24 protein-coding genes and 1 pseudogene are annotated in these 26,050 nt (G+C 55.5%); 19 read left to right on the forward strand and 6 right to left on the reverse strand.

Features of this window, described 5'->3' with window-relative positions; all coding sequences use genetic code 11:
• Positions 1-4: 4 nt before the first annotated feature.
• The 10 genes and pseudogenes from B5E65_RS11245 to B5E65_RS11285 all read left to right on the forward strand — a co-directional run bounded on the left by B5E65_RS11245 (position 5) and on the right by B5E65_RS11285 (position 10,621).
• On the forward strand, positions 5-2,314 hold the full coding sequence (locus B5E65_RS11245) for a beta-glucosidase (protein WP_087171859.1): 2,310 nt from the start codon (positions 5-7) through the stop codon (positions 2,312-2,314).
• A gap of 1 nt (position 2,315) precedes the next feature.
• On the forward strand, positions 2,316-3,713 hold the full coding sequence (locus B5E65_RS11250) for a sulfatase family protein (RefSeq protein WP_158098584.1): 1,398 nt from the start codon (positions 2,316-2,318) through the stop codon (positions 3,711-3,713).
• A gap of 27 nt (positions 3,714-3,740) precedes the next feature.
• The gene (locus B5E65_RS11255) at positions 3,741-4,565 is read left to right on the forward strand and encodes an alpha/beta hydrolase (RefSeq protein ID WP_087171861.1); all 825 of its coding nucleotides are present in this window, start codon (positions 3,741-3,743) and stop codon (positions 4,563-4,565) included.
• A gap of 46 nt (positions 4,566-4,611) precedes the next feature.
• Positions 4,612-5,886, forward strand: a complete 1,275-nt coding sequence (locus B5E65_RS11260) for an SLC13 family permease (protein ID WP_087171862.1) — start codon at positions 4,612-4,614, stop codon at positions 5,884-5,886.
• Between the two features lie 217 nt (positions 5,887-6,103).
• Positions 6,104-7,563: pseudogene (locus B5E65_RS11265) on the forward strand (C69 family dipeptidase).
• Between the two features lie 240 nt (positions 7,564-7,803).
• Complete coding sequence (locus tag B5E65_RS16050) at positions 7,804-8,028, forward strand: hypothetical protein (RefSeq protein WP_143403012.1); 225 nt, start codon at positions 7,804-7,806, stop codon at positions 8,026-8,028.
• Positions 8,019-8,759 (forward strand): helix-turn-helix domain-containing protein, encoded by a 741-nt coding sequence (locus B5E65_RS11270; RefSeq protein WP_087171863.1) that lies wholly within the window; start codon positions 8,019-8,021, stop codon positions 8,757-8,759. The genes B5E65_RS16050 and B5E65_RS11270 overlap by 10 nt, the downstream gene beginning before the upstream one ends.
• Positions 8,753-9,019: a hypothetical protein gene (locus tag B5E65_RS11275; RefSeq protein WP_087171864.1), complete on the forward strand. Its 267-nt coding sequence runs from the start codon at positions 8,753-8,755 to the stop codon at positions 9,017-9,019. Before B5E65_RS11270 ends, B5E65_RS11275 begins: the two co-directional genes overlap by 7 nt.
• A 39-nt stretch (positions 9,020-9,058) precedes the next feature.
• Positions 9,059-9,997 carry a restriction endonuclease gene (locus B5E65_RS11280; protein ID WP_087171865.1) on the forward strand — a complete coding sequence of 313 codons (939 nt, stop codon included), beginning with the start codon at positions 9,059-9,061 and terminating at the stop codon, positions 9,995-9,997.
• A gap of 81 nt (positions 9,998-10,078) precedes the next feature.
• Positions 10,079-10,621, forward strand: coding sequence for a helix-turn-helix domain-containing protein (locus tag B5E65_RS11285; RefSeq protein WP_087171866.1), 543 nt, complete (start codon positions 10,079-10,081; stop codon positions 10,619-10,621).
• Between the two features lie 265 nt (positions 10,622-10,886).
• On the opposite strand, the gene B5E65_RS11290 is transcribed toward B5E65_RS11285, so the two are convergent.
• The 4 genes from B5E65_RS11290 to B5E65_RS11305 all read right to left on the reverse strand — a co-directional run bounded on the left by B5E65_RS11290 (position 10,887) and on the right by B5E65_RS11305 (position 13,885).
• Entirely contained in the window at positions 10,887-11,765 is an 879-nt protein-coding gene (locus B5E65_RS11290) for a DUF4261 domain-containing protein (RefSeq protein WP_087171867.1), read from the reverse strand.
• Between the two features lie 15 nt (positions 11,766-11,780).
• Positions 11,781-12,317 (reverse strand): hypothetical protein, encoded by a 537-nt coding sequence (locus B5E65_RS11295; RefSeq protein ID WP_242957540.1) that lies wholly within the window; start codon positions 12,315-12,317, stop codon positions 11,781-11,783.
• Positions 12,318-12,359: 42 nt separating this feature from the next.
• Positions 12,360-13,145, reverse strand: a complete 786-nt coding sequence (locus tag B5E65_RS11300) for a hypothetical protein (protein WP_087171868.1) — start codon at positions 13,143-13,145, stop codon at positions 12,360-12,362.
• Between the two features lie 77 nt (positions 13,146-13,222).
• The gene (locus tag B5E65_RS11305) at positions 13,223-13,885 is read right to left on the reverse strand and encodes a suppressor of fused domain protein (protein WP_087171869.1); all 663 of its coding nucleotides are present in this window, start codon (positions 13,883-13,885) and stop codon (positions 13,223-13,225) included.
• A gap of 274 nt (positions 13,886-14,159) precedes the next feature.
• On the opposite strand from B5E65_RS11305, the gene B5E65_RS16060 reads away from it, so the two are divergent.
• Positions 14,160-14,354, forward strand: a complete 195-nt coding sequence (locus B5E65_RS16060; protein ID WP_143403014.1) for a hypothetical protein — start codon at positions 14,160-14,162, stop codon at positions 14,352-14,354.
• Between the two features lie 294 nt (positions 14,355-14,648).
• Here B5E65_RS16060 and B5E65_RS16065 read toward each other — a convergent pair whose 3' ends face one another.
• Together B5E65_RS16065 and B5E65_RS11310 are read right to left on the reverse strand one after the other, a co-directional pair.
• The gene (locus B5E65_RS16065; protein WP_143403015.1) at positions 14,649-14,852 is read right to left on the reverse strand and encodes a hypothetical protein; all 204 of its coding nucleotides are present in this window, start codon (positions 14,850-14,852) and stop codon (positions 14,649-14,651) included.
• A 665-nt stretch (positions 14,853-15,517) separates the two neighbouring features.
• The gene (locus B5E65_RS11310) at positions 15,518-15,742 is read right to left on the reverse strand and encodes a helix-turn-helix domain-containing protein (protein ID WP_087171870.1); all 225 of its coding nucleotides are present in this window, start codon (positions 15,740-15,742) and stop codon (positions 15,518-15,520) included.
• 316 nt (positions 15,743-16,058) lie between these two features.
• Here B5E65_RS11310 and B5E65_RS11315 point away from each other — a divergent pair, with 316 nt between their 5' ends.
• The 8 genes from B5E65_RS11315 to B5E65_RS11350 all read left to right on the forward strand — a co-directional run bounded on the left by B5E65_RS11315 (position 16,059) and on the right by B5E65_RS11350 (position 26,049).
• Positions 16,059-16,652: a type IV toxin-antitoxin system AbiEi family antitoxin domain-containing protein gene (locus B5E65_RS11315; RefSeq protein WP_087171871.1), complete on the forward strand. Its 594-nt coding sequence runs from the start codon at positions 16,059-16,061 to the stop codon at positions 16,650-16,652.
• The gene (locus B5E65_RS11320) at positions 16,649-17,473 is read left to right on the forward strand and encodes a nucleotidyl transferase AbiEii/AbiGii toxin family protein (protein ID WP_242957541.1); all 825 of its coding nucleotides are present in this window, start codon (positions 16,649-16,651) and stop codon (positions 17,471-17,473) included. Before B5E65_RS11315 ends, B5E65_RS11320 begins: the two co-directional genes overlap by 4 nt.
• A 26-nt stretch (positions 17,474-17,499) precedes the next feature.
• A complete protein-coding gene (locus B5E65_RS11325) occupies positions 17,500-19,431 on the forward strand; it encodes a hypothetical protein (protein WP_087171872.1) in 1,932 nt (643 codons plus the stop codon).
• A gap of 360 nt (positions 19,432-19,791) precedes the next feature.
• Entirely contained in the window at positions 19,792-20,409 is a 618-nt protein-coding gene (locus B5E65_RS11330; protein ID WP_143403016.1) for a TetR/AcrR family transcriptional regulator, read from the forward strand.
• A gap of 189 nt (positions 20,410-20,598) precedes the next feature.
• A complete protein-coding gene (locus B5E65_RS11335) occupies positions 20,599-22,035 on the forward strand; it encodes a DUF6138 family protein (protein WP_164488811.1) in 1,437 nt (478 codons plus the stop codon).
• A gap of 172 nt (positions 22,036-22,207) precedes the next feature.
• Entirely contained in the window at positions 22,208-22,534 is a 327-nt protein-coding gene (locus B5E65_RS11340) for a DUF5713 family protein (RefSeq protein WP_087171874.1), read from the forward strand.
• 66 nt (positions 22,535-22,600) lie between these two features.
• Positions 22,601-25,033: a DUF6892 domain-containing protein gene (locus B5E65_RS11345; protein ID WP_087171875.1), complete on the forward strand. Its 2,433-nt coding sequence runs from the start codon at positions 22,601-22,603 to the stop codon at positions 25,031-25,033.
• 11 nt (positions 25,034-25,044) lie between these two features.
• The gene (locus B5E65_RS11350; RefSeq protein ID WP_087171876.1) at positions 25,045-26,049 is read left to right on the forward strand and encodes a hypothetical protein; all 1,005 of its coding nucleotides are present in this window, start codon (positions 25,045-25,047) and stop codon (positions 26,047-26,049) included.
• Position 26,050 lies beyond the last annotated feature (1 nt).

Below are 26,050 nucleotides of genomic sequence, written 5' to 3' on the forward strand. Positions count from 1 at the left end.
GCCGATGCTGGATATTGAATCGTTGATCGGACAGATGACCCTGGAGGAAAAAGCCGCGCTTTGCTCCGGGGCGGACCAGTGGCATACAAAGGCGGTGGAGCGGCTGGGGATCCCGGCGCTGCGGTTGAGCGACGGCCCCCACGGCCTGCGGTTCATCGAGGACGGGAAAGCCCGGCCGGCCGTGTGCTTTCCCACGGGCAGTGCGCTGGCGTCCTCCTTTGATCCGGATCTGCTGTGGCAGGTCGGCGCGGCGCTGGGGCGCGCCGCACGAAATGCGGGGGTGCATACCCTGCTGGGCCCGGCGGTCAACATGAAGCGAAGCCCGTTGTGCGGGCGCAATTTTGAATACCTGAGCGAAGACCCCTATCTGGCCGGGGTGCTGGGCGCCGCCATGGTGGAAGGCATCCAGGCGCAGGGGGTGGGGGCGTGCCCCAAGCATTTCGCCGCCAACAACCAGGAATACCGCCGCATGAGCGTAAGCGCCCAGGCGGATGAGCAGACGCTGCGGGAGATCTATCTGGCTGCCTTTGAGCGGATCGTTCGACAGGCCGCTCCCAGGACCCTCATGTGCGCCTACAACCGGATCAACGGCACCTATTGCAGCGAAAACGCCTGGCTGTTGGATCAGGTGCTGCGCAGGGAATGGGGCTTCGACGGCATTGTAATGACCGACTGGGCCGCGATGGCTGAGCGTCCTCGGGCGCTGAAGGCCGGCCTGGAACTGGAGATGCCCACCTCCTTCGGTGAAAACGACCGGCGGATCGTGGCCGCTGTGCGAAAAGGCGTGCTGGAGGAATCGGTCCTGAACGAGGCGGTCCGCCGGCTGCTGCGCTGGATCGACTGGTGCCTGGAAGCTGCGTCCCGTCCGCTTGCGCCGGAGAAGGAGTCTGCCGGGGCATTGGCCCGACGGGCGGCAGGGGAGTGTGCTGCGCTTTTGAAAAACAACGGGACACTGCCGCTGAAACAGGGCCAAAAGATCGCGTTTATCGGCGGGTTTGCGCAAACGCCCCGTTTCCAGGGCGGCGGTTCCAGCAACGTGCAGGTGCGCGGGGCAGTGGGGGCGCTGCAGGCAGCCCAGGAACAAAAGATCGGCAACATCGTCTATGCCGAGGGCTTCAACACGGTGGATGACCAGACCGATCCCGAGCAGCTGGTCCGGGCGGTAGAGGCGGCCCGCGGCGCGGACGCGGCGGTGATCTTTGCCGGCTTGCCCAACGCCTTTGAGGCGGAAGGGAGCGACCGGGAGAGCCTGGCACTTCCCCAAAGCCAGAACGCTCTGATCGAGGCGGTCTGCGCGGTGCAGCCCCATACGGTGGTGGTGATGCATGCCGGCAGCCCGGTGGTGATGCCCTGGCGGGACAAGGTTGCCGCGATTCTGTACATGTACCTGGGTGGCCAGAGCGTGGGCGAGGCGGAGATCGATCTGCTGTTCGGTGTGGTGAACCCGTCCGGCCGCCTGGCCGAGACCTTCCCGGTCCGCCTGGAAGACACGCCCTGCTGGCTGGACTTCCCCGGCGCGGAGGATGAAGTGCAGTATTCGGAAGGGGTCTACATCGGCTATCGCTGGTACCAGAAGCGGGCGATCCCGGTGCAGTATCCCTTCGGCTACGGCCTGAGCTATACCCGTTTTGCCTACAGCAATCTGCGCCTTTCCACAGACCATATACAAGATACCGACGCCCTGACCGCATGGGTGGATGTGACCAATACCGGCGACAGGGAAGGCCGGGAGGTGGTACAGCTGTATGTGGCGCCGCAGGGCAAACGCCGCCAGCCCCGGCCGCTGCGGGAACTGAAGGGGGTGGCCAAGATCGCGCTGCGGCCCGGCGAGACCCGGACGGTGGCCTTCCCTCTGGACAAGCGAAGCTTCGCGTTTTACAGCAGGCGTCTGCCGGGCTGGTACGTGGAGAGCGGGCCCTATGTGGTACAGGTGGGACCGTCCAGCCAGGACCTTCCCCTGCAGGCGGTGGTACAGGTGCAGAGCACCGATACCCTGCCGGTGGTGTATACCGACCATATGACGGTGCAGGACCTTCGGGAGAGCGGCTTGGATGTGGCAGAGGCTCTGGAGGCGATCGGCGTGCGGAAGGTGGACCTGAGTGCGGTGGGCCTGGCCGGCGCGGATCCCCGGGAGGTGCATCTGGATGCGGTGCGCAACGGAATGCCCATTCACGCCACAGTGAGCATCGCAAAACGAAACATGCCGGCGATTTACGACACGCTGCGGCGGATCGAGGGTCTGGGCGGCAAGGAAAATATCCCCCGCTGGGAGACCGAGGATGAAGAGGAAAAACAAAGTGCGCAAGGAGGATAACATGGAAACGCGGCCGAATTTTCTGCTGTTTTTCAGCGATCAGCACCGGGGCGACTGGATGCCCTATCCCGCTGATGTAAAACGGCAGATGGGCGTGGAGAAACTGGATCTGAAGATGCCGGCTATCCGTTCTCTTATGGATCGGGGCGTTTGTTTTACCTGCGGCGTGTCGCCGGCGCCGGTCTGTGCGCCTGCCCGGGCCTGCCTTGCCAGCGGCCGGCGTTACCGGAACTGCCGGGTATACCAGAACAACGTGAATTACGACCCGGCACTTCCCAGTTTTTACGGGCTGCTGCAAAAGAGCGGGTACTATGTGACCGGCGCGGGCAAGTTTGACCTGAACAAGGGCGATCTGGACTGGGGCAATGGGTTCCACGACACCCTGCGCCGGATGGGGTTCTCCGATGCGCTGGACAGCGAAGGCAAGATGGACGCAGTCTGGGCGGTCCTGATGAACGAGCCGGGCCCCTACGGAAAGATGCTGGAACAGCACGGCTGTCTGAAAGCCTATGTGGAGGATATGCTCCACCGGGGCCGCGGCACCGATCCCGCGCCCGTTCCGCCGGAATGTTACGCCGACAACTGGATCGGTCAGGAAGGCCGCGATCTCATTGCCCGTCTCCCGCAGGATTCCCCCTGGTTTTTGCAGCTGAATTTCTCCGGTCCCCACGATCCCTGGGATGTGACGGAAGAGATGCATGCCGCCGTGCAGGCGCGTAGCTTTCCGGCCGGGGCCGGCTGCCCGGAGGAAGAACGGGCGCACAATCTGGCTGTGCGGAAAAACTATGCAGCTATGATAGAAAACATCGACAGCCAAATCGGGCGGTGCCTGGAAGCCCTGCAGGCACGGGGCATGCTGGAAAATACTATTGTGATCTACGCCGCCGACCACGGCGAACTGATGGGAGATCACGGCTTATATGGAAAATCCCGCCCGGAACAGGGCGCGATCCATATCCCGCTGGTGATCGACGCTTCCCGCTGGAACGGAAAGCAGGGCCTGTGCCTGCATACACCGGTGGAACTGCAGGACCTGGCAGCCACCTTCCTGGATTATGCCGGGGTGGCAGTGCCGGAGAACTGGGAGTCCTGTTCGCTGCGTCCTCTGGTGGAGGGAACGGTCGGCTCAGTCCGTCCGTTCGCGGTGTCGGAACTGATCACCCGGCCGCGGAAGGGGCCGTTGGCCAGCTTTGGCTGTGTGACCGATGGTGAATGGAAATTGATCCTTCGGCCGGGCGAAGAGGATCGCCTGTACCATTTGACCGAAGACCCTTTCGAGCAAAAGGATCTGGCACGGTATTTCCCCGGGCAGGTGGAACGGCTCCGGCAGGGATTTGATGACCGGGGCGGCCGCAAACACCCGGCTCTGCTGCAGTACACGCAGGCATTTCACAATTGACGGGCTCAAAGAAAGGATGACACAGAGATGCAATGCAAGTCAACGCGCAAGCCGCAAACCCAGGAGGAGATCGTAGCCAGGCAAGCGGCCAGGGATCCGGCGATCACCTGTGAAACCGTTTGGTATCAGTGCGGTGATGTGCCGCTTGCCATCGACGTTTATCGGCCGAATGCCGAAAAATATCCCGGTATGCGGCCGGGGATCCTGTTTTTCTTCGGCGGCGGTTTTCATGTGGGGACCCGGCTGGCTTTCCGGGAGCAGGCGGAGATCTGTGCAAAGCAGGGCTATGTGGCCCTGTCAGCGGATTACAGAATATCCTCTCTCTATCAAGTGACTTCGGCGGACAGTATACGGGACGGAGCTGCCGCCTGGAATTTTGTACAGGCCAACGCTGCCCGTTGGCTGCTGGACATCAATCGTACTGTGTTGGCGGGTGGATCGGCAGGTGGAACGATTGCCGCCATGTGTGGGCCGCTGACCGGGGTGCAGCCGGCAGGGCTAGTGCTGTTTAATCCCGGTATTCTGGACAAGAATGATCCAGATTCGCTCCTGAGCCGGCTGACAGACTGGACAGTGGATGGGGTACCTTTGCCCAATGCGGGAAATGTACCGCTGGGTATGCCGCCAACTCTGATCCTGCACGGAGAAGAGGATGAGCTAGTGCCGTTTGAGACAGTACGTCGGTTTGCCGCCCGTGCGGCCGCGCAGGGGTGCCGGGTCAAATTGATCGGCTATCCGCATGCCGGGCACGGCTTTTTTAACTTCAACCGCAGCCGGGCGCATTTTCTCCTCACGATGGGAGAGACGCTGCTCTTCCTGAATGAGGTCACAAATTCCGCATCCGCCCAGTGATCTGTCCGCAGGTAGTGAAAAATAGGCAGAAAGAAGAAGGTCTTATATGAGCGTGTCGCTGATAGCACCAATCTCCCTGATCATATTTGTTGTTACCATCGTGGTCGGGATCAAAAAACGAGTAAATCTGGGAATCCTTGCCACTGCGATGGCGTTTGTGCTCGGCCTGTTTGTAATGGTTGAGGGAGGAGCGATGGCGGCTCCGCAACTTAAAGGCGTACCTATCACCAGCCTATTTCCTTTCAGCATCTTTTGGATGACCCTCAGCGTCAGCTTAATGCTGAATGTGGGCTCGGTTAACGGCACCTTTGATCTGGTGATCAAAAAGGTGGTTCGGCTGGCCCGCGGCCGCCGCGCCCTGATCCCGATTTATGTATTCCTGGTGATGTTCGCTGCTTGTTCGGTCGGTGCGGGGAGTACCGGTGTGATGGTGCTGCTGTGTACTATCGCGGCCACCATCGCTAAAGACCAGAAGATCGATCCGGTGTTTATGTTGCTGGCGGTACTTAGCGGGTCCACGGTAGCCATTGGGTCGCCGGTGGCGGTCATCGGCATCATCTGCAACGGCCTGTCGGAACAGCTGTGGGGGGAGGCGATCGCGCCTTCCTACATGTATCTTCGCGGTGCGGCCATGGCAATCCTTTCTTTTGCGGTGATCTACCTGCTGTTCCGCGGCTGGAAGCTGGAGAGCTGGCCGGTCTCCGAGGTAGAGGCGACGCCTAGGCTCAACAAAAAACAGATCCTGACACTCCTGGGTTTTCTGGCCTTTATTATACTGGCCATGGTGCTGAACTTTGATATGGGACTGATCGCGTTTCTGGTTACGGCAGTGCTGCTGCTCCTTGGATGCGCCGATGAGACGCGTGTCATCGCCGATATACCCTGGAGCAGCATTCTGATGATCTGCGGCATGTGCATGCTCATTGGCGTGGTGCAGGCGGCGGGGGGCATCGATTTGCTGACCGGTCTCATGAGCCATATGATGAACCGCTATACCGTGAAGCCACTGTACTCGATTCTGGGCAGTGTGTTGGCGATGGTCTCTTCCATCACTGGCGTGGTGCTGCCCACCATGATTCCCACGATCCCTGACATTGCCGCACAAGTTGGTGCAGACCCTTATGCCCTGGTCACCTCTCTGGCCTTCGGCGCTAATATCACCTGTGCCAGCCCAATCAGCGCACTGGGAGCGGTGGCGCTGGGCATTATGGGGACCAATCCGGAATGGGACAGCAACAAGCTGTTTAAACGGATGTTTGTGTATTCGTTTGTACTGATGGGGGTCGCGGCGGTGTGGGCCGCGATCGGTGTGGCAGGATAAGGCGCCGGATCATTTGGCTGCCTGCTCAGGAAGGCTTTTTGAGAACACGGGGGGAACGGGGGACCGACTGTATCCCGGGGTGGAAACGGCAGAGGATCCGTGTTATGATAAATGCATTGCACAGGGGGTGAAAAACCGGCTTTTTCGTTGATTTCCGGCGGCAGGAAACCGGTTGTACATGTCCCGAGACCGATATACATAGAAAAAGGAGAACCCTATGCCCTGTACCGCGATCCTGGTTGGCAAACAAGCAAGCCATGACGGCTCCACCATCATTGCCCGCACGACGACGGTGCCTTTGAGGCCAAGCGCCTTTTGGCCCACCCCGCCCGGGAGGGGGCCGCGTTTTACAAAACGGTCCTCTCCCACCTGACCGTCACGCTGCCGGAGAAGGCCCTGCGCTATACCGACTGTCCCAACGTGTCCCGGGCCGGCGGCGTGTGGCCCGCCTGCGGCATCAACGAGGCCAACGTGGCCATGACCGCCACCGAGACGATCACCAGCAATGCCCGGGTAGTGGGCGCGGACCCCTACGTCCGGTATCAGGCAAAGAAGGGCCGCGGCACCAAAGAAGTCCCCGGCGGCATCGGCGAGGAGGACTTGGTGACCCTGGTGCTGCCTTACATCCACAGCGCCCGGGAGGGTGTACTGCGTACCGGCGCGCTGCTGGAAAAGTATGGAACCTACGAACCCAACGGCATGGCCTTTGCCGACGCGGATGAGATCTGGTGGCTGGAGACCATTGGCGGCCACCACTGGATCGCCCGGCGGGTGCCGGACGACCGGGTGGTCATCATGCCTAACCAGTTCGGCCTGGATCATTTTGACTTTGCGGACGCGTACGGGGAACAGAAAGAACACCTTTGTTCCCGGGACCTGCGGGAGTTCGTGGAAAACTACCGCCTGGCGCTGGACACCGGCGCAGCGTTCAACCCGCGACTGGCTTTCGGCTCTCACTCGGATGCGGACCACATATACAATACCCCCCGTGCCTGGTTTATGGCCCGGTATTTCCTGCCCCGGACCTGTACGTGGGACGGGGAGAATGCCGACTTCACCCCCGAGAGCAACGACATCCCCTGGTCTTTTGTGCCGGAGCGGAAGGTGACGGTGGAGGATGTGCGGTATCTGCTTGGGTCCTATTACCAGGGGACGCCTTACAACCCCTATGACAAGACCGCTGCCTGCAAGGGCAAGTACCACACCATCGGCGTGCCCAACAGCGATGTCTGCGGCATTATGCAGATCCGGGGCTATCTGCCCGAGGCGATCCAGGGGGTGGAGTGGTTGTCCATGGGCGGCAGTGGCTTCACGGCCTGTTTCCCGGTGTACGCCCATGTGACCGAGTTCCCGAAATATCTGAGCGGCACCACCGACACGGTGTCCACCAACAGTATATACTGGCACAGCCGGCTGATTGCGGCGCTGACCGACGCCCATTTCGGCAGTGCTCTGCTGTTTGACGAGCGGTATGTGAACGCCGTGATGAACCGCGGCCAGCAGCTGCTGTACGAGTACGACGAGAAGGTTCGGCAGGGCGAGCCGGTGGAGGTCTTGCAGGAGGCCAATCGCAAAATTGCCGCCATGGTGAAGGAAGAGTCAGACAAGGCCCTGGCCCAGATCCTCAAGAACGCCTCTGAGCACATGAAGATCCGGTATTACCGGGGGGACAACTGAGCGGACAATACGCAAAGCAAAGCAGCATCCGCCGCTGGAATAGCGGGCGGGTGCTGCTTTCTGTTTAGAGAAAAACAGGAGGATGAAATAGGTGAAAGAAGATCGTTAACCATGGAAATGCAGGTGTATTACAGAGACGCTTTACTATGAATTTGTATAGTACAAATAGTAACATAATTATTAAATAGTAACATAAATTATGTTACTATTTAAAAAAGATGTGACTAAGGGGGTGCCCTTGTGGAAAAACGGCTGGAACAGCTTCTGGGAATGCCGGCCCATCTTACATTGTGGACGCAAAAAGATACGCTCCCTTTATATCTGGGGCATGGCCGCGAATTTTGGGTTGCAAGCGTTGGCCAGACAAATTTTCTCCTGGTGACTTTCTCGCTTGAAGGGCGCTTGAACGCACAGCAATTGTCTGCTCAGGTGAAAAAATCGAGAGCATCGCAGAAATGCCGGTAGCGCTGCAGTGCTCCCATCTTACATTCTATCAGCGGGAAGCGCTGATACAAAAAGGTATCCCTTTTGTCCTTTTGCCCAACTGCGTCTATCTTCCCTTTCTGGGGGTCGTGATGCAGGCAAAGCTGGCCAAGGAAGAAAAAGTGGTGCCTGAGAGGATGCAGGCGGCCACGCAGATGGTATTCCTGTATCTGTTCTATCAACGTGAACATACCCCGCAAATCAGCAAGAGCGAATTGGCGCAAAAGCTTGGCCTCTCCAAGACAAGCATTACCCGGGCGGTGGAGCAGTTATCTTTTTTCCAACTGCTGCAGGAGGGAGAATCTATCCGAGCTCCAATCTCTCTGGTTCGTGGAGAACCCCTAAAACGAGCGGTGCGGGATTTGCTGATCGATCCGGTTCAGAAGCGGGTGCTGGTTTTGCACAAGGAGCTGCCGGATTCCGTTTTCCTTGCAGGGGAATCCTGCCTTTCGGAATATTCCATGCTGAACGCGCCTCGCACGGAAGTATACGCTTGTGACAAAAGGCAAAAGTGGGTCAGTCAACTCACAGAAGTTTTTCCCTTGCCGGATATAGGCAATTATGTGGAACTTGAATTGTGGAAGTATCCTCCGGAACTGTTTGCCGCAGACGGAAAGGTCGATATGCTTTCGCTGTACTGTTCCCTAAAAGCGAATCCGGACGAGCGGGTGGAAGGAGAATTGGAAAGTTTGTTGGAGGAGATAAAGTGGTAACAGGGCTGGATCTCACTCACCAAAAGGCTCAGGGTCAACATGTAAACGACAGAGACCTGCGCAAACATAAGCTGGACGTTTTTCGCTTGCTGCGGATCCTTCCAGGGAACAGCCATATAAACACCAGCGAGGGAATACGGCGACATATCGATGAATTTCTGCGCGCGATGGAACAGGAGGAGATCGCGCTGCCTCAAATCAAGGTGCACATGAGCAAAGAAGAAGCGATCACGATGCTGCGGAAGATTTATCTGCTTTGATTTACATGGGCTAACAATGATAAAGGAAAGGTGAGCGGAATGGCCATTCCCAAATACGATGCGATGTACAAGTCTCTTTTGGCGTGCCTGAGGGATATGCAGCAGCACAGTACGAAAGATGTACGAGACAAAATGGCTGTAAGCTTTTCTGTCACTGATGAAGAGAGGAGTATCCCCTTACCCAGCGGCCGGCAGAGGCTTTTTGACAACCGCGTCGGTTGGACGATTACCTACCTGAAAAAAGCCGGGTTGGTCATCAGCCCCAAACGAGGGATCTATCAACTCACCGAGGAAGGTAAGAAAGTGGTGGATGCCGATCCGCCTGTTGTGGACAATGCCTACCTGGAACGATATGACTCCTTCAAACAGTTTGTAAGTGCCCAGGTTACTTCGGGGAATGGTCAGCAACCGCAAAGCGTCACCGGCGCTGATGATTTGAGCGGCCAGACCCCGCAGGACGCATTGGATGCCGCGTATCAGCAGATCAATCAGGCGTTGGCGGGCGACATCCTGTCTGAAATCATGCGGCAGCAACCAGGCTTTTTTGAGAGACTTGTGGTTCAGCTGCTGGAACATATGGGGTATGGCGGCTCGGTGGAGCATGCGGGGCAGGTGGTCGGAAAAAGCGGAGATGAAGGCATTGACGGCATTATCCGCGAGGACAAGCTTGGCTTCAGCATGATCTACATTCAGGCAAAACGCTGGGACAGAAGCACTTCGATCGGAAGACCTGAAATTCAGAAGTTTGTGGGGGCGCTGGCCGGCCAGGGCGCCAGCAAGGGCCTGTTTATCACGACGGCACAATTCACCAAAGAGGCTCGGGAGTACGCCAAAAAGCAGCACACGACCAAGGTGGTCCTGGTGGACGGTGACGCGCTGGCCAAGCTGATGATCGAGTACAACGTGGGAGTTTCCACCCAGGCGGTTTATCAGATCAAACAACTCGACATCGACTTTTTCGATGATGAGAATGGTTGAAAGATGACTTTCATTCAAATGACACAGCTTTATCCGCTCGTTGATGCAAAAGGGCAAAAAGTTGTGTAAGGACATGGGAAGATGAAAAAAGCTGCTGCGGAACAGAAGAACAGGGATAGTCGAGATACTGGCCGAAAGAAGTTCTCTCCTGCCGATGTAGATGCCATGAAAATGATTCTGGCCGAAGGCTGCACAGTGCGGCAAGTCGCCGAGCGGTTTGATGCTTCCCGATCTACGGTGTCCAGGTATCTGAATCCCAAGCCCAAAAAGGGCTGTACCCTGCGGATGACCTACATGTATGGGAGGCGGCCCTGTACGGTGATCGACGTAGATTTCCTTCATCAGAAGGTATACATTCAAAACCGCACCGATGATCTTCTCCATCGGGCGTTTGGGGTGGTGGAGGATCCCAGCTGGGAGGATTTCCAGGAGTTTCTGAAAAGCCGATGCTTCCCGCCCACACGGGGGAACGTGAAGGAAGAACTGCGGGCGCTGGGCCTCACCGATTATGACCCGCTCCAGATCGTGGAAAAGACCCATGGGCGCACAGCGGAGGATCGCCTGTGGTTGAAATTTCGGTATTACCCGGCAGAAAAATATCTATACGGCGGAAAGACCCTGTAAACACACGTTTACAGGGCTTTTTTCGTGCCCAAACTCCGGATTCAGAATGCAAGATGTTAATACACTGCCAAATGAACCGTTTGGATTGTGCGTTGTATATATTGGTGAGAGGAGGTGCAGTACAATGGATTTCCCGCATGTTGTACTGGTTTCAGTTGTGGATTTCCAGCCGTCATGTTCTCCCCTTGTTTTAGCCTTTTCGCAGAAAGATGAGCCGGAGGGAGTACACAGCTCGCGGCGTCGCCACGCATACCGGAAAAGCCCGTCAGCGCCGGCCGGAGGCGTACTCTCCCATGTTGATGTCCAGCACCGCCCGGGGCGGCTGGATCAAGGCGTCTTCGTACCGGCAGACCCATTGGATCTCCTGACTCATCTGCCCATCCGCCACGCCGTCGATGGTCTCCCCGTCCTGAATGGGATTGTCGTACTCCAGAAGATACGACGCCACGTTGTAGGCGTGGTTGACGACCCAGTTGGGGTTCATGCCGCGGAAGTGGTACTGGAGGTCGGGCAAAAGCAGCGTGCTCATGCCCACCGTGTCGATAATCTTATCCTCGGTTCCCTGAATGTTGAAAAAGCGCACATTGACGCCAAACCGGATGAAGCGGTCCGCTCCCTCGATCTGGTGTGAGCGCACATCCTCTGCCAGCAGCAGCTTGCCGCAGTTCTGGAAGAAGAACGCCTCGCAGGCGGGGTACAGCTCGGCCAGCGCCTCCACAAAGTCGGCGTCCAGGTTGGTCCGTTCCAGAGCCGGAAGGGCACCGGCCAGCATGTCGGTGGCCACCACCTGATACCTGCACTCCCGGAGGATGCGCTCGCGGTCTTTCCGGCAGTCCCACATCTGGCTCATGAGGAAGGCGTCAATGCCCTTGCCGGTGAACTCGATGCAATCCATCACCATCAGCTGCACCGGGGCCTTGCCCTCCTTGAACTCCGCAATGTGGTCCAGGGCGGAAAAGCCGGTCATCTTTTTGTCGCGCCCAAAACATTCCACCGCGCCGATATGCCGCTGCATCACGGCGGTCATGCTTTCCTTGTCCGGCATGGGAACCGGCTCTTTGAACAGCATCTGAACAAGGTACGGGCCGCCGGGCTGGGGGGCCTTTTTATCGTCCGGGTCTTGCTGAAAAACTTGCTCGCTCATCGGTGATTCTCCTCCTTATCCTTTCAAGCTTGCGGCTTCGGCATAACGCCTGTGCCACTCGTTCCAGAAGGCAATGTATCCATTTCGCGCGAAGGTGTCCTCCGGGAGATGCTTTGGCCGGCAGGAACGATAGAAGGCCTCCACCGCATCGGCAAAGCGGATCACTTCGGCCTTGTAGTCGCCGAACGGCACCCATGTTTCCTCGCCGGAGGGGAGGATCAGCCTTACCCCGCCGCCGTCGTGGACAACAGACCAGTCCAAACCACTGTCGCAGCCCAATATCGTCACCTGGGACAGGTCCTTGTTGGCGATCAGGAAATGGCCGCAGCACGGGACCATCTGAATGTCTTCTTTCGACATGATTTTATCCTCGGTCAGGGTTTTCAGAAGATACAGCGCGGTGGCACTGACGGTCCCGTCATACTCCATCACAGCCGTGCCGATCTGCACGGTAACGTGGCCATGGAGGCAGAGATCCTCGGGATCGTCCTGCGGGCCGCAGATCCAGGTGAATCCGTCGGCGTGAATGGAGAAATTCTTCAAATCGACCACCTTCTTTTCCTTTGGACCGGGAACATTCCGGGCAGGGTCCTGTCAGAAATCCAGCAGGATGGACACCTGCTGTTCCTCGGCGAACCGCACCGCCTGCCAGAACAGGGAGAAGGCGAATTTGGCAAGCGACTGGGTGTCGTATTCGGTGTGCTCCTGCAGGCTGGCGGCGTCGATTTTTCCGTCCGGCCCGTACACGCCGTCTGTGGGGTAACCCTCGGTCTCGCCCCAGCGCAGGATGGTATCTTCATCGGCCTGCCACGCCAGCCGGTTCAGTTTCTCCAGCTCCTTCCGCAGCCCGCCTGCCGTGCCGATGACGGCGGTGCCGTCGGTGGGCAGAGGCGCCTGGAACAAAAAGGCGTCCGGCAGCGGCAGCCACCAGGTGGCCCCGCGGAAGAGCGACCACACCTGCTCCTTGTCCGCCGCCAGGCGGGCGATCAGGGGATGCTCCCCGAAGTCCCAGCCCTTTTTCACGGTGGGAGGCACCGGCTCGCCGTATGTATGGCAGGCGGCCACCAGCAGCATGGCGCCAAAAGCGTCCCAGTCCGGCTTGTCGGTGTAGTAGGGCTTTTCGTTGTCCTCCGTCCAGGGAGCGTAGGGTTGCTCCTTGTTCTGGCGGATGGCATCCAGCAGGGAATCCCGCCAGCGTTCCACAGCACTCTGGATGCTGCGGACCTCCTCGGGGGTGAGTTCCTCCTCTACCACAGGGCTTCCGTCCGGGGCGAGCTTTTGGAAGGAGTAGCCGTTTGCCTCCGCCCACTGCTGCACGGCGGTCTTCCAGTTGTGGGAATAATACCGGGTCAATGTTCCTGCGTAAAGATCAAGTCCCATGGTGATGCCTCCTTTGGCGGTTTTTGTTCGCTCGGATAAAAGCCTTGCGTTTTTCTGTGACCAGGTTGCGGGGAAAGTCAAAAATAGGATTTCTGCCGTTGCATATCGGTGACCAGATCGACGTTTCCGTCCTCTTTCATACGCCGGAGCAGCACGGGAATATTGTTCCTGTCCTCCATGACCGCCCCAAGTTCCGCTTCGGTGATGCCCACAAGCTGAAGGAACTCCGTTTTGCCGTATACGGACATCTGCGGTTGTGCTTCCGTGTCGTTTACCAGCAAAAGCGCGGTGATGAGGGAATCCGACCCGACGTGCAGGGAGCTCCCGTTCCCCCGGATAAACTGGTTTGGCTGGAAAAAGCGCTGGGTTTTATAGGTGTACCGCGCCAGGTTGGACAGCATATCAATGGCCCACATGCAGTTCGCTGTGTCTTTTTCCTTCAACTTGATGGTCATCTCATAGCCCCAGCCGTTCCACTCGCCGCCGAATGCTTCTTCATCCCCATAGAGCACGGTCATCCCGTAGGTGACCAGATGCTTGTAGCCCTTTGGTGAACTGTATACCGAAAAGCCATCCAGATACTCATCGCCGCCGAGAGCCGCCCTGGACGGCAGAAGCGTTCCGAAGTGTTCCGGCTGCTGCCCCGGATACAGCGCTTCGAAAGCGTCATCAATGGCCTGCCAGCCGGGCGCATAGGTTTCATCCTCTTGCATGCGCCGCAGAAATTCTTCCTTTGTCATCGTGTCATCCTCTCTTTTGGGAGTATAAAAAAGCGCCCTGCGTCGCACTGCCGTACAGGCAGGCGGACGCAAGGCGCAAAAAGGCCGCACGGGAAGGACCGCATTCGTTTGCCGATGCGGTCTCTTCCACGGCCGGTATCATTTTTTTATGTTGTAAAGCAACGGATGGTGAAGCTCCGGTTCTTGTGCGCATCGTTCGACTCCAACAGGTTTGTGTTTTTGCGGAACGGGGCTGGATTTAAAATAAATTATACCATAGATGAGGGCGTGTTTGATGAGTTTTTGTGGTAAGGCCCGAAATGTTCCTGCTTTTTTGCGAATGGAGCAGGGGGCCGGATGCAAGCAGATTCCTGCTTTTTCAAAGGGAGGAACCTTTTCTGCAACTATCTTTCTTGGAACCGCACGACAAGACGTGCTTAAAAACCAGACCAGAAAATTTAATAAAAGTGAAACAGCTTTTTATATGTGACTGCCGTGTTTACTTTCTTGTTTCGAAGTCTTACTACTTCATGGCATATCACGAAAATGTGATTCTTTTCAATCTTCCGGTAAACGCAAATGTGTATTGTTGGAAAGTAATCACCCTTGTGTATCTTTTATTCACCGCCGTCCTTTTTGTGGGGCCAGCCCCCTATTGTAGCGCCCTTTTTGTAGCTCCGGGCCCAGGGGTGTTTGATATAAAAATTGCCCGCCCAGGCCTCATTCAGCCAAGGTGGGCATCAAAAGCACGGCGCTTGTTGTATCATGCTTCACTATTTATTAGTTAATCCCACTCGGCATAGTGTGGGCAGTTCTTACAGTACTTCAGTGCTTCTTCGCTATCGCAAGGAGGTTTATCCTCTAAAGGAAACGGCAGGTCGCAGCCAATGTTGGCGATCTCAAAGCAAAGCCCCTCATCAATTTTACGCTTATAGATGGGGCAGTACCACTCCCGAAATACAGGATCTTTGGAACTATTAGAATCCATACTTTTTGCCACCTCCATCAGCTTTTTCCGCCAGAGTCCAGATGTCCCATAGAGTAGACTACTCCATCAGACCGCACGACAACAAATCTGTCTGAGGAATAATAAGCGTGGAGCTTTCCGCTTTGCTGCCGCAGCGCAAACCAAACCATGCGTGAACAATGATTTTATCAGCATCGGCAAAAGACATTTCACGTTCAATAATGCGCTAAAAAACATATTCTCGTTCAAAAATCAATATTTCTGGTACTGAGGGCGGCAAAATAAAGTTGCTTTTGCTCTTGATTATAGTCTCCTGGCGAAGTTGATTCAACTCTGAATTTACCGCATCTAAGCATTCCTGCCGCCTTGCTGCGGCCACATCCAATCACCTCAATCCGTTCTTCCCTTGCTGGCCTAAAGCCCCGGTGGCTATCCTAAAAACCTGTAAGGCGCTTGTGGAACCGGTAGACGCCAGCTACAAGCCGCCAATCCACACACTCTCGGTATGCATTCTGGAGGGGCTTGCTTTACCTGTGAGGGGGAACACCAATCATTATTGGAATGCCGCACATCTTCTCTTTATCCTTTCAGCATTCATTCCAGCCCTGCAATATTCAACGGGAATCGAAAAATATAGGGGCAAGCCTTCTTAAGCAAAAGGCTTGCCCCTGTACTGTTTTATTCTTTTATTTTCCTGCCGTTTTCCCCACCGCGGCGATCGTGGCGTAGTGCTCCTTGCTTTTCTGGGTGATGCTGTTGTAGTCCTCGGATGTCAGGAACGCCAGCAGCCATTCTTTGGGCACCTTATAGGTGTGCTGGTGGGAGAAGGCTCTGAGCCGGCCCTCGTTGCACCAGTGGCTGACGGTGCGGGCGCCGTAGCCGGTGATGCGGGCGATCTGGCGGGCCGGCATGTCCTAGATCTGCCGCTCCAGAACATGCTGCAAGAAATCCATTTTCTCTTTTGTTGGGCCCTCCTTTGCTGAAAATTTAGACCAGGAAAACCGCCGCACTTTCAACCAAATCTATACAAATTGTTGAATACTGGAAGGATGCCACACAAAATTGCCCCCGAATCTTCTATTTGGCGAATTCTGTTTTCCGGCGACAGGTCACAAACGCAGTGTTCATCTACGAAACGGGAAAACTTCTGAAATCTACGATAGAGTTGACTAACATAGCAATATAAAGTATGATATTGTTGTAAAAGTTAACAGGAGGATGAGCCTCATGGATTATATTGCGGAACTTAGCGCGATTGCCAAAGAGAATGGCGGCATCATCCAGACAAAACTCGCTGCACAGCATGGCGTTTCCAAGGCGATGCTATGTAAGCTGTGCAAAGCAGACAGGATCCACCGCATTGCAAGAGGGCAGTACATCCTGCCGGACGATTTGGAGGACGAGCTGTTGTCCATCAGCAAGCGGTCGAAACAGATCATCTTCTCCCACGAGACCGCCTTGTTCTTGCACGGCATTTCCGACAGAACGCCCTTTGAACACACATTGACGGCGCCTTCGGGGTACGCTCCCTCGGCGACGATCAAGGCGGAGTGCAAGGTGTATTACATCAAGCCGGAGTTGTTTGAATTGGGCAAAGCGGAGCGGCCCACGCCCGCCGGGAACCTCGTCCCTTGCTACGACCTGGAGCGCACGATCTGCGACTGTGTCCGCAGCCGGAACCGGCTGGGCACGGAGACGTTTCTGGCGGCGCTGAAGGCGTATGCGGCCGACCCGAAAAAAGACCTGAACCGGCTCAACGACTACGCGACCCGTATGCGCGTTGCCTCTGTTCTGCGCCGGTATTTGGAGGTGCTTTTATGAGCAACGCCATGAGTTTGAAGGCAAGGATCCGCAACATTGCCAGGCAGAAAAAGATTCCCGCTCAGGTGGTTTTGCAAAACTATATGTTCGAGCGGCTGCTGGTCCGGCTGTCGGCTTCGCCCTACAAAGACAAGTTTGTGCTGAAGGGCGGTATGCTGGTGGCCGCCATGGTAGGGCTGGACAATCGGGCGACGATGGATTTGGACACCACGCTGAAAAATCTTCCTTTGACGCCGGATGCCATCCGCAGCGCGTTGGAGCAGATCTGTGCAGTGCCGTCCGAGGACATGGTCAACTTTGAGGTGGGGGTGATCTCGCCGATCCGGGAGGACGATGCTTATGGCGGGTACCGGGTCGCCCTGACAGCAAGGTTTGAAACGCTGGTCGTTCCGCTGAGCATTGATGTGTCCACCGGTGATGCCATCACGCCCCATGCAGTGCCCTGCTGTTTTACTGAGATCTTTGACGAAGAAAAGAGCTACGAGTTGTGGGCCTACAACGTGGAGACTATTCTGGCGGAAAAGGTGGAAACCATTCTGCGGCGCGGCGTGTTCAACACTCGGCCGAGAGATTTTTATGACGCCTATATACTGGCGACTACGCAGCCCTTTGATAAGGTCGTGTTTGCGGAAGCTTTGCGAGTGACATCCCGGCACCGAGGCACCGTGGAACAGATCGCGGATGTGCCGGGTATCCTGCATTCGATCCGGCAAAGCCCGGAGCTGCGCGCCATGTGGAACAAATACCAGAAACAGTTCGGCTACGCGCAGAACATCACCTATGAGCAAATTTTGGATGTGGTGCAAGGTTTAGTCGGATAATAGGCTGCTTAGGTGGTGAGTGATTGATGAAAAGGGCAAAATACTTCAGCGATGATGATCGGAGCATTGGCCGCGCCCTGGAGCGTGCGGAAAAAGTGCTGGCGGAATATGAAAGCGGCGCACAGTGCAGCGATATCAACAGTGCACTGGAACTATATAATATTCAAAAGCTTTTTCAAATCAGAGCAAAACTCCCGGATTGGAGCGAAGAGTATTTCCGCCAGCTGACGCAAAAAGCGACAGGCCATACATCCACGATCGGCGCCTTCTGGAAAACTGTGGAAGATAAGAATTTCATCGAGACATATAAAAACACGGAAAAACTGTACAGAGACAACTTTTGGGAAGAATTTGAACGGCACAAAACCTATAGAAGGGTATCGAAAGAAACGTTCCGCTTCTTTTTGAAAACCCAGAAGCCGTTGATCACGTATATCCTGCGGCAGAAGGAAGTTGTGCGCGAGTATGGGCAGGAACTGGCGGAGCATATGCTGGACGATCCCCAGAGCGCGGAACTGCTGTTGGATCACTATCTCGGCTTGGATAAAGCTCCTTGCTTTCTGCCAAGCGAATTAAGTGCTGAGCAAAAAGTGCAGATCCTGGAGAAATACATTTCTTCAGATGACTGCAACATGAATTATCTGCAGAGCCTGTTGAACGGAAGAATCACCAACAACAAAGAGTTTCCGGTAACGCCTCGTTTGAAGCAACGCGCACAAAAGCGCTTGGATGCGTTTTGGAAAAACCATTTTGAAACCCACCAGGGGGTTGAGACAAGCGTCGGCGCAGAGTTTACACCCGATTGCCCGGTGGAAGCCGGGTGCCTTTCCCGGAAAGGAACCGATCTCTGTGCTCAATACAATACAAGCTGGTTTTTAGAAAATCTTGATTACCCTACTTTGCTGAATAACTTTATCTACTTGTTTGGCTATGTAGACTTCCAGTTTCGCAGCGAATTTCCGGCCATTCCTTCCGAAATGTCCGAAATGGAAAAGATAATTGGGATTCATGGGCCACAGGAATATAAATACGGCTGTGCGTTTGAGCAAAGATCCCTTCTCTTTTACACGCAAATGCTCATGTACAGGGGTTTCTTAAAAAAACAGGGAATTGAGATCGAAGCGGTATTGCAGTGGTTTTTTGAAATCTATTTGAAAGAAGAATTTGGTGTAGAGAACTTCTCGTTTCCGGTATGCTCCCCAGAGGCAAGCGTGCTGGAAAAGGCCAAAATGATGGCAACGGAAATTGAGCGGGTGTTCAAACAATATAAGCTTTATTGTGAGGACGGGAAAATCGACCACGAACTGCTGGAACTTGAAACATGTTCGGAAAAGATCGATAGAATTCCCAGTTTGAGAGATAACAAGTATATCTATGCGACTGGGGACGAAAACGCAACGGCACAATTTCTGCTGTTCTCAAATCAGTCTGTTTTGGGGTGGGTAGAAAGTTGTGGGCATAAATACGAAACGCTGTATGAACTGTTACGCAAAGAAACAGTTCGTCTGGAAGATTTCGCAAACTTCCAAAAGCGAGATTTACAGTGGCTGATACAAAGAAATCTGTTGGCAATCGACCCGACAGGGGTTGTTATACCCGCCTGGAAAAAAGTGCGGCTTTTGAAGGATTTGTATGATAAGAGTGTGATCGTTAACGGATACTATTCCGACTGTAGTACCGCATTGGAAGAGTTACAGAGGCAAGGATTTATCCGTTACGAAAGCTCACTCTTTTCGGTGCCGGAACAGCAGTATCTGAATTTTATGCTGAATCAGGCGGAATACAGCAATGGTTACCAGCTCCGAAACAAATACGCGCATGGATCGTATATTTTAGACGAAATCAGGCAACAGCAGGATTATACAGAGCTTTTAAAAATCATGGTTTTGATCATCAAAATCAATGAGGAATTTTGTTTTCGTGAAGATCACCATGAACAGGGAGAAGGAAATTCGTAGCAAAACGGATGACCCCAAAAGGCACATATCCCAAAACAGGATATGTGCCTTTTCTCCGCTACTTGGGTGTTTTCCTTGACCTCCTGGGCTTCGACGCTACCGCCTCGATCATGGCGTAGTGGGCTTTGCTCTTTCTAGTGATGCTGTTGTAGTCCTCTGAGGTGAGGAACTCCAGCAGCCACTTCTTCAGCACCTTATAGGTGTGTTGATACTCTGATCGGAACTGTGGGCATCCCGAAAGCAGCACACTGCATCCCCCGGCGTATTTTTAAGGAACAGTCTTGCAATTTAGGCCAGTTTCGCTATAATACAAATAAATACTATTTTTATATTTTGTATTTTAAAGGGCGGTGACGGCTTGTGGCAAGAAAGGCGTATTCCGATGAGGAGAGAGAACAGGTAAAGCAGGCCCTGATGGCCACCATGATCCGGTGTATCGCGGACCGGGGCTTGATCCACAGCAGTATTGATGTTGTGTGCAGAGAAGTAGGGATCTCCAAGACCTTCTTCTACAGTTTCTTCTCCTCCAAGGAGGAACTGGTGCTTCACGCTTTGCGCTACCAGCAGCCCCAGCTGCTGGACCATGCCAGGTCCCTGATGGAGGACCCCGGGCTCAGCTGGCGGGCGGGAGTGGAAATCTTCCTAAAAAACTGCTGTTATGGAGCCAAAAGTGGAGTCGCTGTCTTGTCCATCGAGGAGGAGCAGCAGGTACGCCGATGCCTTTCCGAGGAGAATTTCCAGGCTTTCCGACAGGACCAGGTCGGTTTTTATGGGAAGTTGCTTTCCATTTTTGGCCTCCCTGTGGAAAGTATGGATCCCCGGCTGTTTGGCAATCTGGCCCTCAGCATGATGATGGTGCACAAGGCCGTCCCCGACACCATGCCGTTTCTGTTCCCGGAAGTGTCGGAGGACATGGTGGATTTCCAGATCAGGGCTCTGGTGGACGAGATGGAGCGGGTAAAAGAGGATGCGCGATAGAGAAAAGCAAATGGATAGAGATCGGTACCCCTGTCCAAACGGATGGGAAAGACAGCAGAATATCGTCGGGCACAGAGCCTTGGGATACAGGTCCTGGTTCTGTGCGGCCTTTTCACGCCCTGCGTCAGCCTGTCCAAGTGACAGTGCGGCGCAGGACATTTTTTATTGTTTGGAAAGAGGTAGGCTGATATGAATTTGCCAAAACGAAACAGTGCGGACGGACGCTGTTACTGGATGAAGCCCGAGGTACAGGAGGAACTGCAGCCGCTCTTTGACCAGTGCATCCAGGACGCCATCGACGGGAGGATCACGCGGCTTGATTCCCTCTGGCCACCGGTAGTGGTCAGCAGCGAAGGCGCACCCTTTGAGGTGCACGCTCTGGTGAGAAAATGGACCGAAGCGCAGCAGGCCGAAACCTTGGATGCGGAAAAGGCCATCGCCTTCAGCGAAAACCTGCGCCGCCAGAGCCGATGGGGTGAAATTGATTACTATTTACTTGGCCTGTTGGAACGGGAGCTGCAGGAGAAGTATTTTGTCGTGACCGGTCGTAAAGATGACCACCGCTGGAATCGGGAGTACTCCCTGAAACCAGGTATCCGTGCAGAGGAGGTTCCGGAGCCGCTGTTGCGTTTCGCCTGCTATGTGGCAGTGAGCTATAAAGTATATGGTATGGACTTTGAGTATTTGGACACCAATTACCTCTTTGGATTGGTAGAGAAAGTCCGTCCTGATATGGTGAAAAAGCTCCGGGAACATGGAACCGGCAGGCTACCGATCTCTCTGCAAAAGAGAAAAACAGAGCACTTCACCGCATCGGCCAACGATGCCTTTGCCGTGATCCGGATCACTGCCGGGGACAACACGGAGGAATGCTGCCGTGAAGTGCTGAACTACCTGTGTGAGGTTCTGGAGCAGGAGGATTTTCCCCGCAGCTATGCGGTGGAGTTCAAAGGGCCGGAAAAGAGGTATCTTCCTATCACAGGCCTGCCCAAAAAGGGAATAAACCAGCTCTTTGCCTGTGCCGTGCAGTACCCCGGCCTCCACTCCCTGATGGAACGGTACGCCCGGCTTGCCATGCGGCAATATGAGCAGTACACCAATCTCAGCGATGAGCAGTGCGCGCTCCCCGGAAGTTTTGCCGTGTTCGCCCTGGGAATGCTGGGGCAAGAGTGGCGGCAGCTGGTATGGGATTATCTCGATCTCTGCGATGATGAGCACTCCCACTTACAGGAAAAATTCATCCGGGAATATGTGAAACAGTTCGGATTTACCGTCGATACCGTCCCTGTATTTGTCCGTGGGGTGCTGTCCATGCAGAACATGAAGTATTCCAAGGACTATGCCGCGTGGATGGCAAACGCAGAAAGCCTGGATGCTCTGCTGGAGGCAAAAATCCACCTGTTCGAGATCGTTCCAAGCGGTTTTTCCTCCGACGAGGATGACGATGATGACGAGGACGAGGAACCCGCCGAAGAAACAGAAGCCAGCCCGGAGGAAGTGCTGCAATACGCATGGGAAACGGTCTGCTACGTGATCTGGGGCAAAGCCAGCGCCAAGGGCGGCCAGAAAGTGGTGGAAGCCGCTCCGGAGGAACTGAAGGAACGGTATTCAGAAATTTTTCGGTAGGAGCAAATGAATGACGATTCTGGAACAACTGCCCCCTCAATGGGGTCAAACGGGAACAAGCGATTCTGGAGCTGGGCAAAGACGCTGCCAAACGGTTTGGCGATGAGTGAGTACAAAAATAGCAAGAAAGCAAGTGCCTGAACTGTGAACTGCGAAGAAAGGAAAAGACAAAATGAAAACCTTCGACCCCAATTACAAACTGCTGGACGAGATGTATGAGGATAATTACTATCCGACTTTTCTGGTAGACAAGGTAAAGGATGAACTTCAAAAGGTCATTGACCTGCTGGAGAGCGGCGAAACGGATACCGAAGTGATACAGAAAACGCTGGATGAAGCGGTCTGCGGCATCAACGATCTGCAGGATGAATTTTACGAAAACAACAGCGAGATCGAAACGGTGGCCCGGGATTGCATCGGCGTCACTGTGGCCTACATTCTGGAGTGGTTCGGTATCCCGATTGACATGGAGGAGGCCATCCGGGAACGGGACTGGTAATTTTTCAGTGCTTTGACCACATGGCTGTCGCTGTGATGTGGGAATTGGGAAAAGGAGAAACTACCTATGGCAGAGTTCAAACAAATCATAGAGGATGCGCTGGACATTCTGAAATTTGACGGAGCCATACAGGACACTCTGGCGGAACTGCGAGAAAAATGGAGCGCGCAGGTCCCGGCGCTGCTGGATGAACGCTTCGATGCCATCGGTGTCCAGTATATGAAACTATCCCACGAAAAAGGAGCGGCAGCGCTGGGACAAGAGCTGTCTGCCTTCGGCTGGGCACTGTATAACCTGGACGATGAGGACGAGTATCTGCTTGCCTTGATCCCAGCGGAAGAACGCAGCGAATGGGAACGCTACTGCAAAAAGCAAGGGCAATATTACCACCTGATGAAACAGCAAGGGCGAAAATGGGGCGACCATGCCAGGGAGCAGGACCCCGGGAAGCAGATGCCCTGCGAGGAATATATCCTTCAGGACGGGTATGAGTATTTCTTCAATTCGCTGGCAGGGGATTTCGCGGCGGGCGAGTGGAAAAGCCGGGACGCGGAGGAATGGAAAAACGGCTGTGTGGCCGACCTGCGCTGCCGTCCGCCCAAGGTGATCCGCGCCCACAGCCTGCCGCACCTTGGATGCCTTACCTATTCCCCGGAACAGGAACTTTATGCCGCGTCCAGGGCCGCCGGCAGCGGGATCATTGGCCGGGCGTTGCTGAGCAAGGATCCGGCCACCCTCAACTGGGCCGAACCGTCCCCCATCGGGTACGACGGTCCGCCCCGCACCCTTTGCTGGGCGGACCATTCCCTCTGGGTGGGGGATCCCACCAACGCTACACGGATCGAACTGACCGACCGGGGCGCCTGCCAGGATGTGAAAAACTGGACTCTGCCGGAAGACGGATGGAGCACCAAATACCATTGCGGCATTGTGGCGGACGGGCTGGGCCGGGTCTACTTTTCCAACGAGTGGTACAAGGGGCAGATCTACCGCTGGGAAAAGGGCAAGGTAACAAAACACGCCTTTTCGCTGAATGGATACGACCATCTCTCCGAGGCCGTTCCCATTCCCGGCACAGGCCGCATTGCCATGATCCACGCCGTAAGCGGCAAGGGGCGGATGGAAGAATGCCTGCTGGACCTGGACATGGACACCGGGCGGTGCCGCATCGCCCCCCTGCCGGGAATGGGCGAGGGACTGAAACTTCGCTGGTTTACCGAAGACTGGCTGCTGGTGCAGGGAAACGGCGAGATCCTCTCCGATGACTTTGCCCAGCTTATCAATAGGAACACCCGTGAAGTGCTGCGCATCCGTCCGGGAATGTTCGGCGGGGAGAAAATGCAGCACATCGGAATGCTCACCGACGGCACGGTGGTCATTGTCACCCGGCGGGATGGGGTCGGGCCGGTGTTCCGTTACCCCACCGACTTCTGGGGCTTTTTGCGCTCGGCCAATAAGCCCAAAAAGCTGGAATGGCGGGAGTACAAAGAAGTGTACCCGGATCTGCCCATCTTTCTGCCGCCCAAGGCCACGGAGCGAAAAATCATTCTCAAAAAAGACAGCCTGACCATCCTGGGGTCGGTGTTCACGCCGCCGTTTACCCTTTCGCAGCTGGCGGATAAACTGGGACCTGCCCGCATTGCCCTGCAACACGGAACAAGGAAAAGCCCCATTACAGGTCGGGAAACTCCCTATACCCAGGCCCTTGCTTTGTGGGACGAGCTTGGACTCCAAGGCTGGTTGGATGAAGATGAGCAGACCATCAAAACCCTTGGCGTCAGGGTAGCGGCACAGGGAGAGTATGCGGTGCGGCAGCCATTTGACGGCGCGGTCTGGATCGGGTCCAAAGACTACCGGGAGGCCCGCTGGAAGGACTTTGGCGGCGTTGCCCATACCCTGCAATTCGGTGGCTTTACCGTTTATACCCGTCTGCCGGGCCCTGTCCCGGAAGAGCGGTCCGCGCAGAGAGCAAAGCTGGAAGCCCTCTCCGCTATGGTACAGATCAGTTGGAAAGAGCCAGAGAAAAAGATGGCGAAAGTGCAGAAATACAAGCTGCCCAAGCCGACGGAATCCGTGTTGCACTTTGATACATTCAACTTCAAGCTGGCGGTCATGGAAGTGCTGATGTACGAAAAAGGCTTGCTGGCCCCGAAACTGGATGCCCATGAGTTTGCCAGAGAGTATCGCCGACGCAAGATCGACCTGGACGCGGAAGGGTATGAACCCATCCCTGAGATCCGGAAGTGGCTGGAACAATACCCGATCCCGGAGCGGCTGGCTTCGGAAGTCACAGAAATTGGGATGGACGGCGGCAGCGAAATTTATACCCAGCTCTGCCCGTTCTGGGATGGCGAGGACGGCGCCTTTGATCTCAACACCATTACCGAGGCGGAACTGCGCCAGTTCCCCAGTCTCAAACATATAACTCTCATGTCCTCCAAGCCGGAACAGGTGCTGCCGATTCTGGAACGGTGCGGCATCAAGGCAGACATGCTGTGAGGTGCGCGGTTATGAACGAGAATTTATTTCGCCCACAATTTGATGCATTGAAACTGTCCGATAAGCTCTGGCTGATGCAGACCCTGGGGGCTCGTTATGGACTTGCCTTCAAGGAACTGTACGCCTTTTCACGCTGGGGGCAGAGCTGCACCACCGGCCTGTTTGAAAAAGACGGCCGGGAGTTTGTTTTTGTCCCGGGCGATACCGTGACCCTTGGCTGGGAGGGCTTTGCCCAAGGGATGGACAAGGCCAACCAGGAGGAACTGGCGGATTTTTTCGCGGAGATCGAATATGCGGGCTCTGCGGAGGAATTTCTCCGGCAGGGCATGACCCCGGTACGCCAGGCAACCATCGGCCCCATGTTTGTGGGCAGAAAACCGGAGGAGATCGGCTGGGAGAGCGTGCCCATGAACGACCCCCGTATCACCGCCCACCCGGACTGGCTGGAGAGTCTGCGGAAGTGGGCCGGCCGGGACGGCCGGAGTTTTGAAATACACGAAACCGTCCGCTTTGAACGCCATGGCGACAGCTGGCGGGCGTGGCTGTGCCATCCCATGACCTACCCGGAGTTTCAGCGGTCCCTGTTGTGGGAACTGGCAGCCAGCCTTCCCACGCCGGATGAGTGGGCCTATCTGTGCGGGGGCGGATGCCGCACCCTGTTTCCCTGGGGGGATGGACTGGACTACTCCCTGCATCTGCACCACTTTGAAAGCGAGGAAGATCAAGGCAAGCCATACGATATGGAGCAGCCCAACTTCTTTGGCCTGTCTATTGCCTATGACCCCTATAAACGGGAGCTGGTAGACGGGAAAACATTGACCACCTGCGGTGGCGACGGCGGCTGCAATATCTGCGGCGGCATGGGGCCTTTGCTTGGGTATCTTCCCTGTTCCCCCCACCGTAAACCGGAGGTCCGGGAGGATAACGAAATACACAATGGCTATGACGTTTTTCGTCCTGTGATCCGGGTGCAGACATCCGGGTGGAGAATGGTATCGCCCGGAGATGAGAGGTGAT

Origin of the sequence: Gemmiger sp. An120, from assembly GCF_002160955.1 — a bacterium.
Classification (GTDB): domain Bacteria; phylum Bacillota; class Clostridia; order Oscillospirales; family Ruminococcaceae; genus Gemmiger_A; species Gemmiger_A avium.

Excerpts from the sequence above, each read along its gene's own strand:
- B5E65_RS11245 (WP_087171859.1), top strand. The coding sequence starts at position 5 with ATGCTGGATATTGAATCGTTGATCGGACAGATGACCCTGGAGGAAAAA.
- B5E65_RS11250 (WP_158098584.1), top strand. The coding sequence starts at position 2,316 with ATGGAAACGCGGCCGAATTTTCTGCTGTTTTTCAGCGATCAGCACCGG.
- B5E65_RS11255 (WP_087171861.1), top strand. The coding sequence starts at position 3,741 with ATGCAATGCAAGTCAACGCGCAAGCCGCAAACCCAGGAGGAGATCGTA.
- B5E65_RS11260 (WP_087171862.1), top strand. The coding sequence starts at position 4,612 with ATGAGCGTGTCGCTGATAGCACCAATCTCCCTGATCATATTTGTTGTT.
- B5E65_RS11270 (WP_087171863.1), top strand. The coding sequence starts at position 8,019 with ATGCCGGTAGCGCTGCAGTGCTCCCATCTTACATTCTATCAGCGGGAA.
- B5E65_RS11280 (WP_087171865.1), top strand. The coding sequence starts at position 9,059 with ATGGCCATTCCCAAATACGATGCGATGTACAAGTCTCTTTTGGCGTGC.
- B5E65_RS11285 (WP_087171866.1), top strand. The coding sequence starts at position 10,079 with ATGAAAAAAGCTGCTGCGGAACAGAAGAACAGGGATAGTCGAGATACT.
- B5E65_RS11290 (WP_087171867.1), bottom strand. The coding sequence starts at position 11,765 with ATGAGCGAGCAAGTTTTTCAGCAAGACCCGGACGATAAAAAGGCCCCC.
- B5E65_RS11300 (WP_087171868.1), bottom strand. The coding sequence starts at position 13,145 with ATGGGACTTGATCTTTACGCAGGAACATTGACCCGGTATTATTCCCAC.
- B5E65_RS11305 (WP_087171869.1), bottom strand. The coding sequence starts at position 13,885 with ATGACAAAGGAAGAATTTCTGCGGCGCATGCAAGAGGATGAAACCTAT.
- B5E65_RS16060 (WP_143403014.1), top strand. The coding sequence starts at position 14,160 with ATGAGTTTTTGTGGTAAGGCCCGAAATGTTCCTGCTTTTTTGCGAATG.
- B5E65_RS16065 (WP_143403015.1), bottom strand. The coding sequence starts at position 14,852 with ATGGATTCTAATAGTTCCAAAGATCCTGTATTTCGGGAGTGGTACTGC.
- B5E65_RS11310 (WP_087171870.1), bottom strand. The coding sequence starts at position 15,742 with ATGCCGGCCCGCCAGATCGCCCGCATCACCGGCTACGGCGCCCGCACC.
- B5E65_RS11315 (WP_087171871.1), top strand. The coding sequence starts at position 16,059 with ATGGATTATATTGCGGAACTTAGCGCGATTGCCAAAGAGAATGGCGGC.
- B5E65_RS11320 (WP_242957541.1), top strand. The coding sequence starts at position 16,649 with ATGAGCAACGCCATGAGTTTGAAGGCAAGGATCCGCAACATTGCCAGG.
- B5E65_RS11325 (WP_087171872.1), top strand. The coding sequence starts at position 17,500 with ATGAAAAGGGCAAAATACTTCAGCGATGATGATCGGAGCATTGGCCGC.
- B5E65_RS11335 (WP_164488811.1), top strand. The coding sequence starts at position 20,599 with ATGAATTTGCCAAAACGAAACAGTGCGGACGGACGCTGTTACTGGATG.
- B5E65_RS11340 (WP_087171874.1), top strand. The coding sequence starts at position 22,208 with ATGAAAACCTTCGACCCCAATTACAAACTGCTGGACGAGATGTATGAG.
- B5E65_RS11345 (WP_087171875.1), top strand. The coding sequence starts at position 22,601 with ATGGCAGAGTTCAAACAAATCATAGAGGATGCGCTGGACATTCTGAAA.
- B5E65_RS11350 (WP_087171876.1), top strand. The coding sequence starts at position 25,045 with ATGAACGAGAATTTATTTCGCCCACAATTTGATGCATTGAAACTGTCC.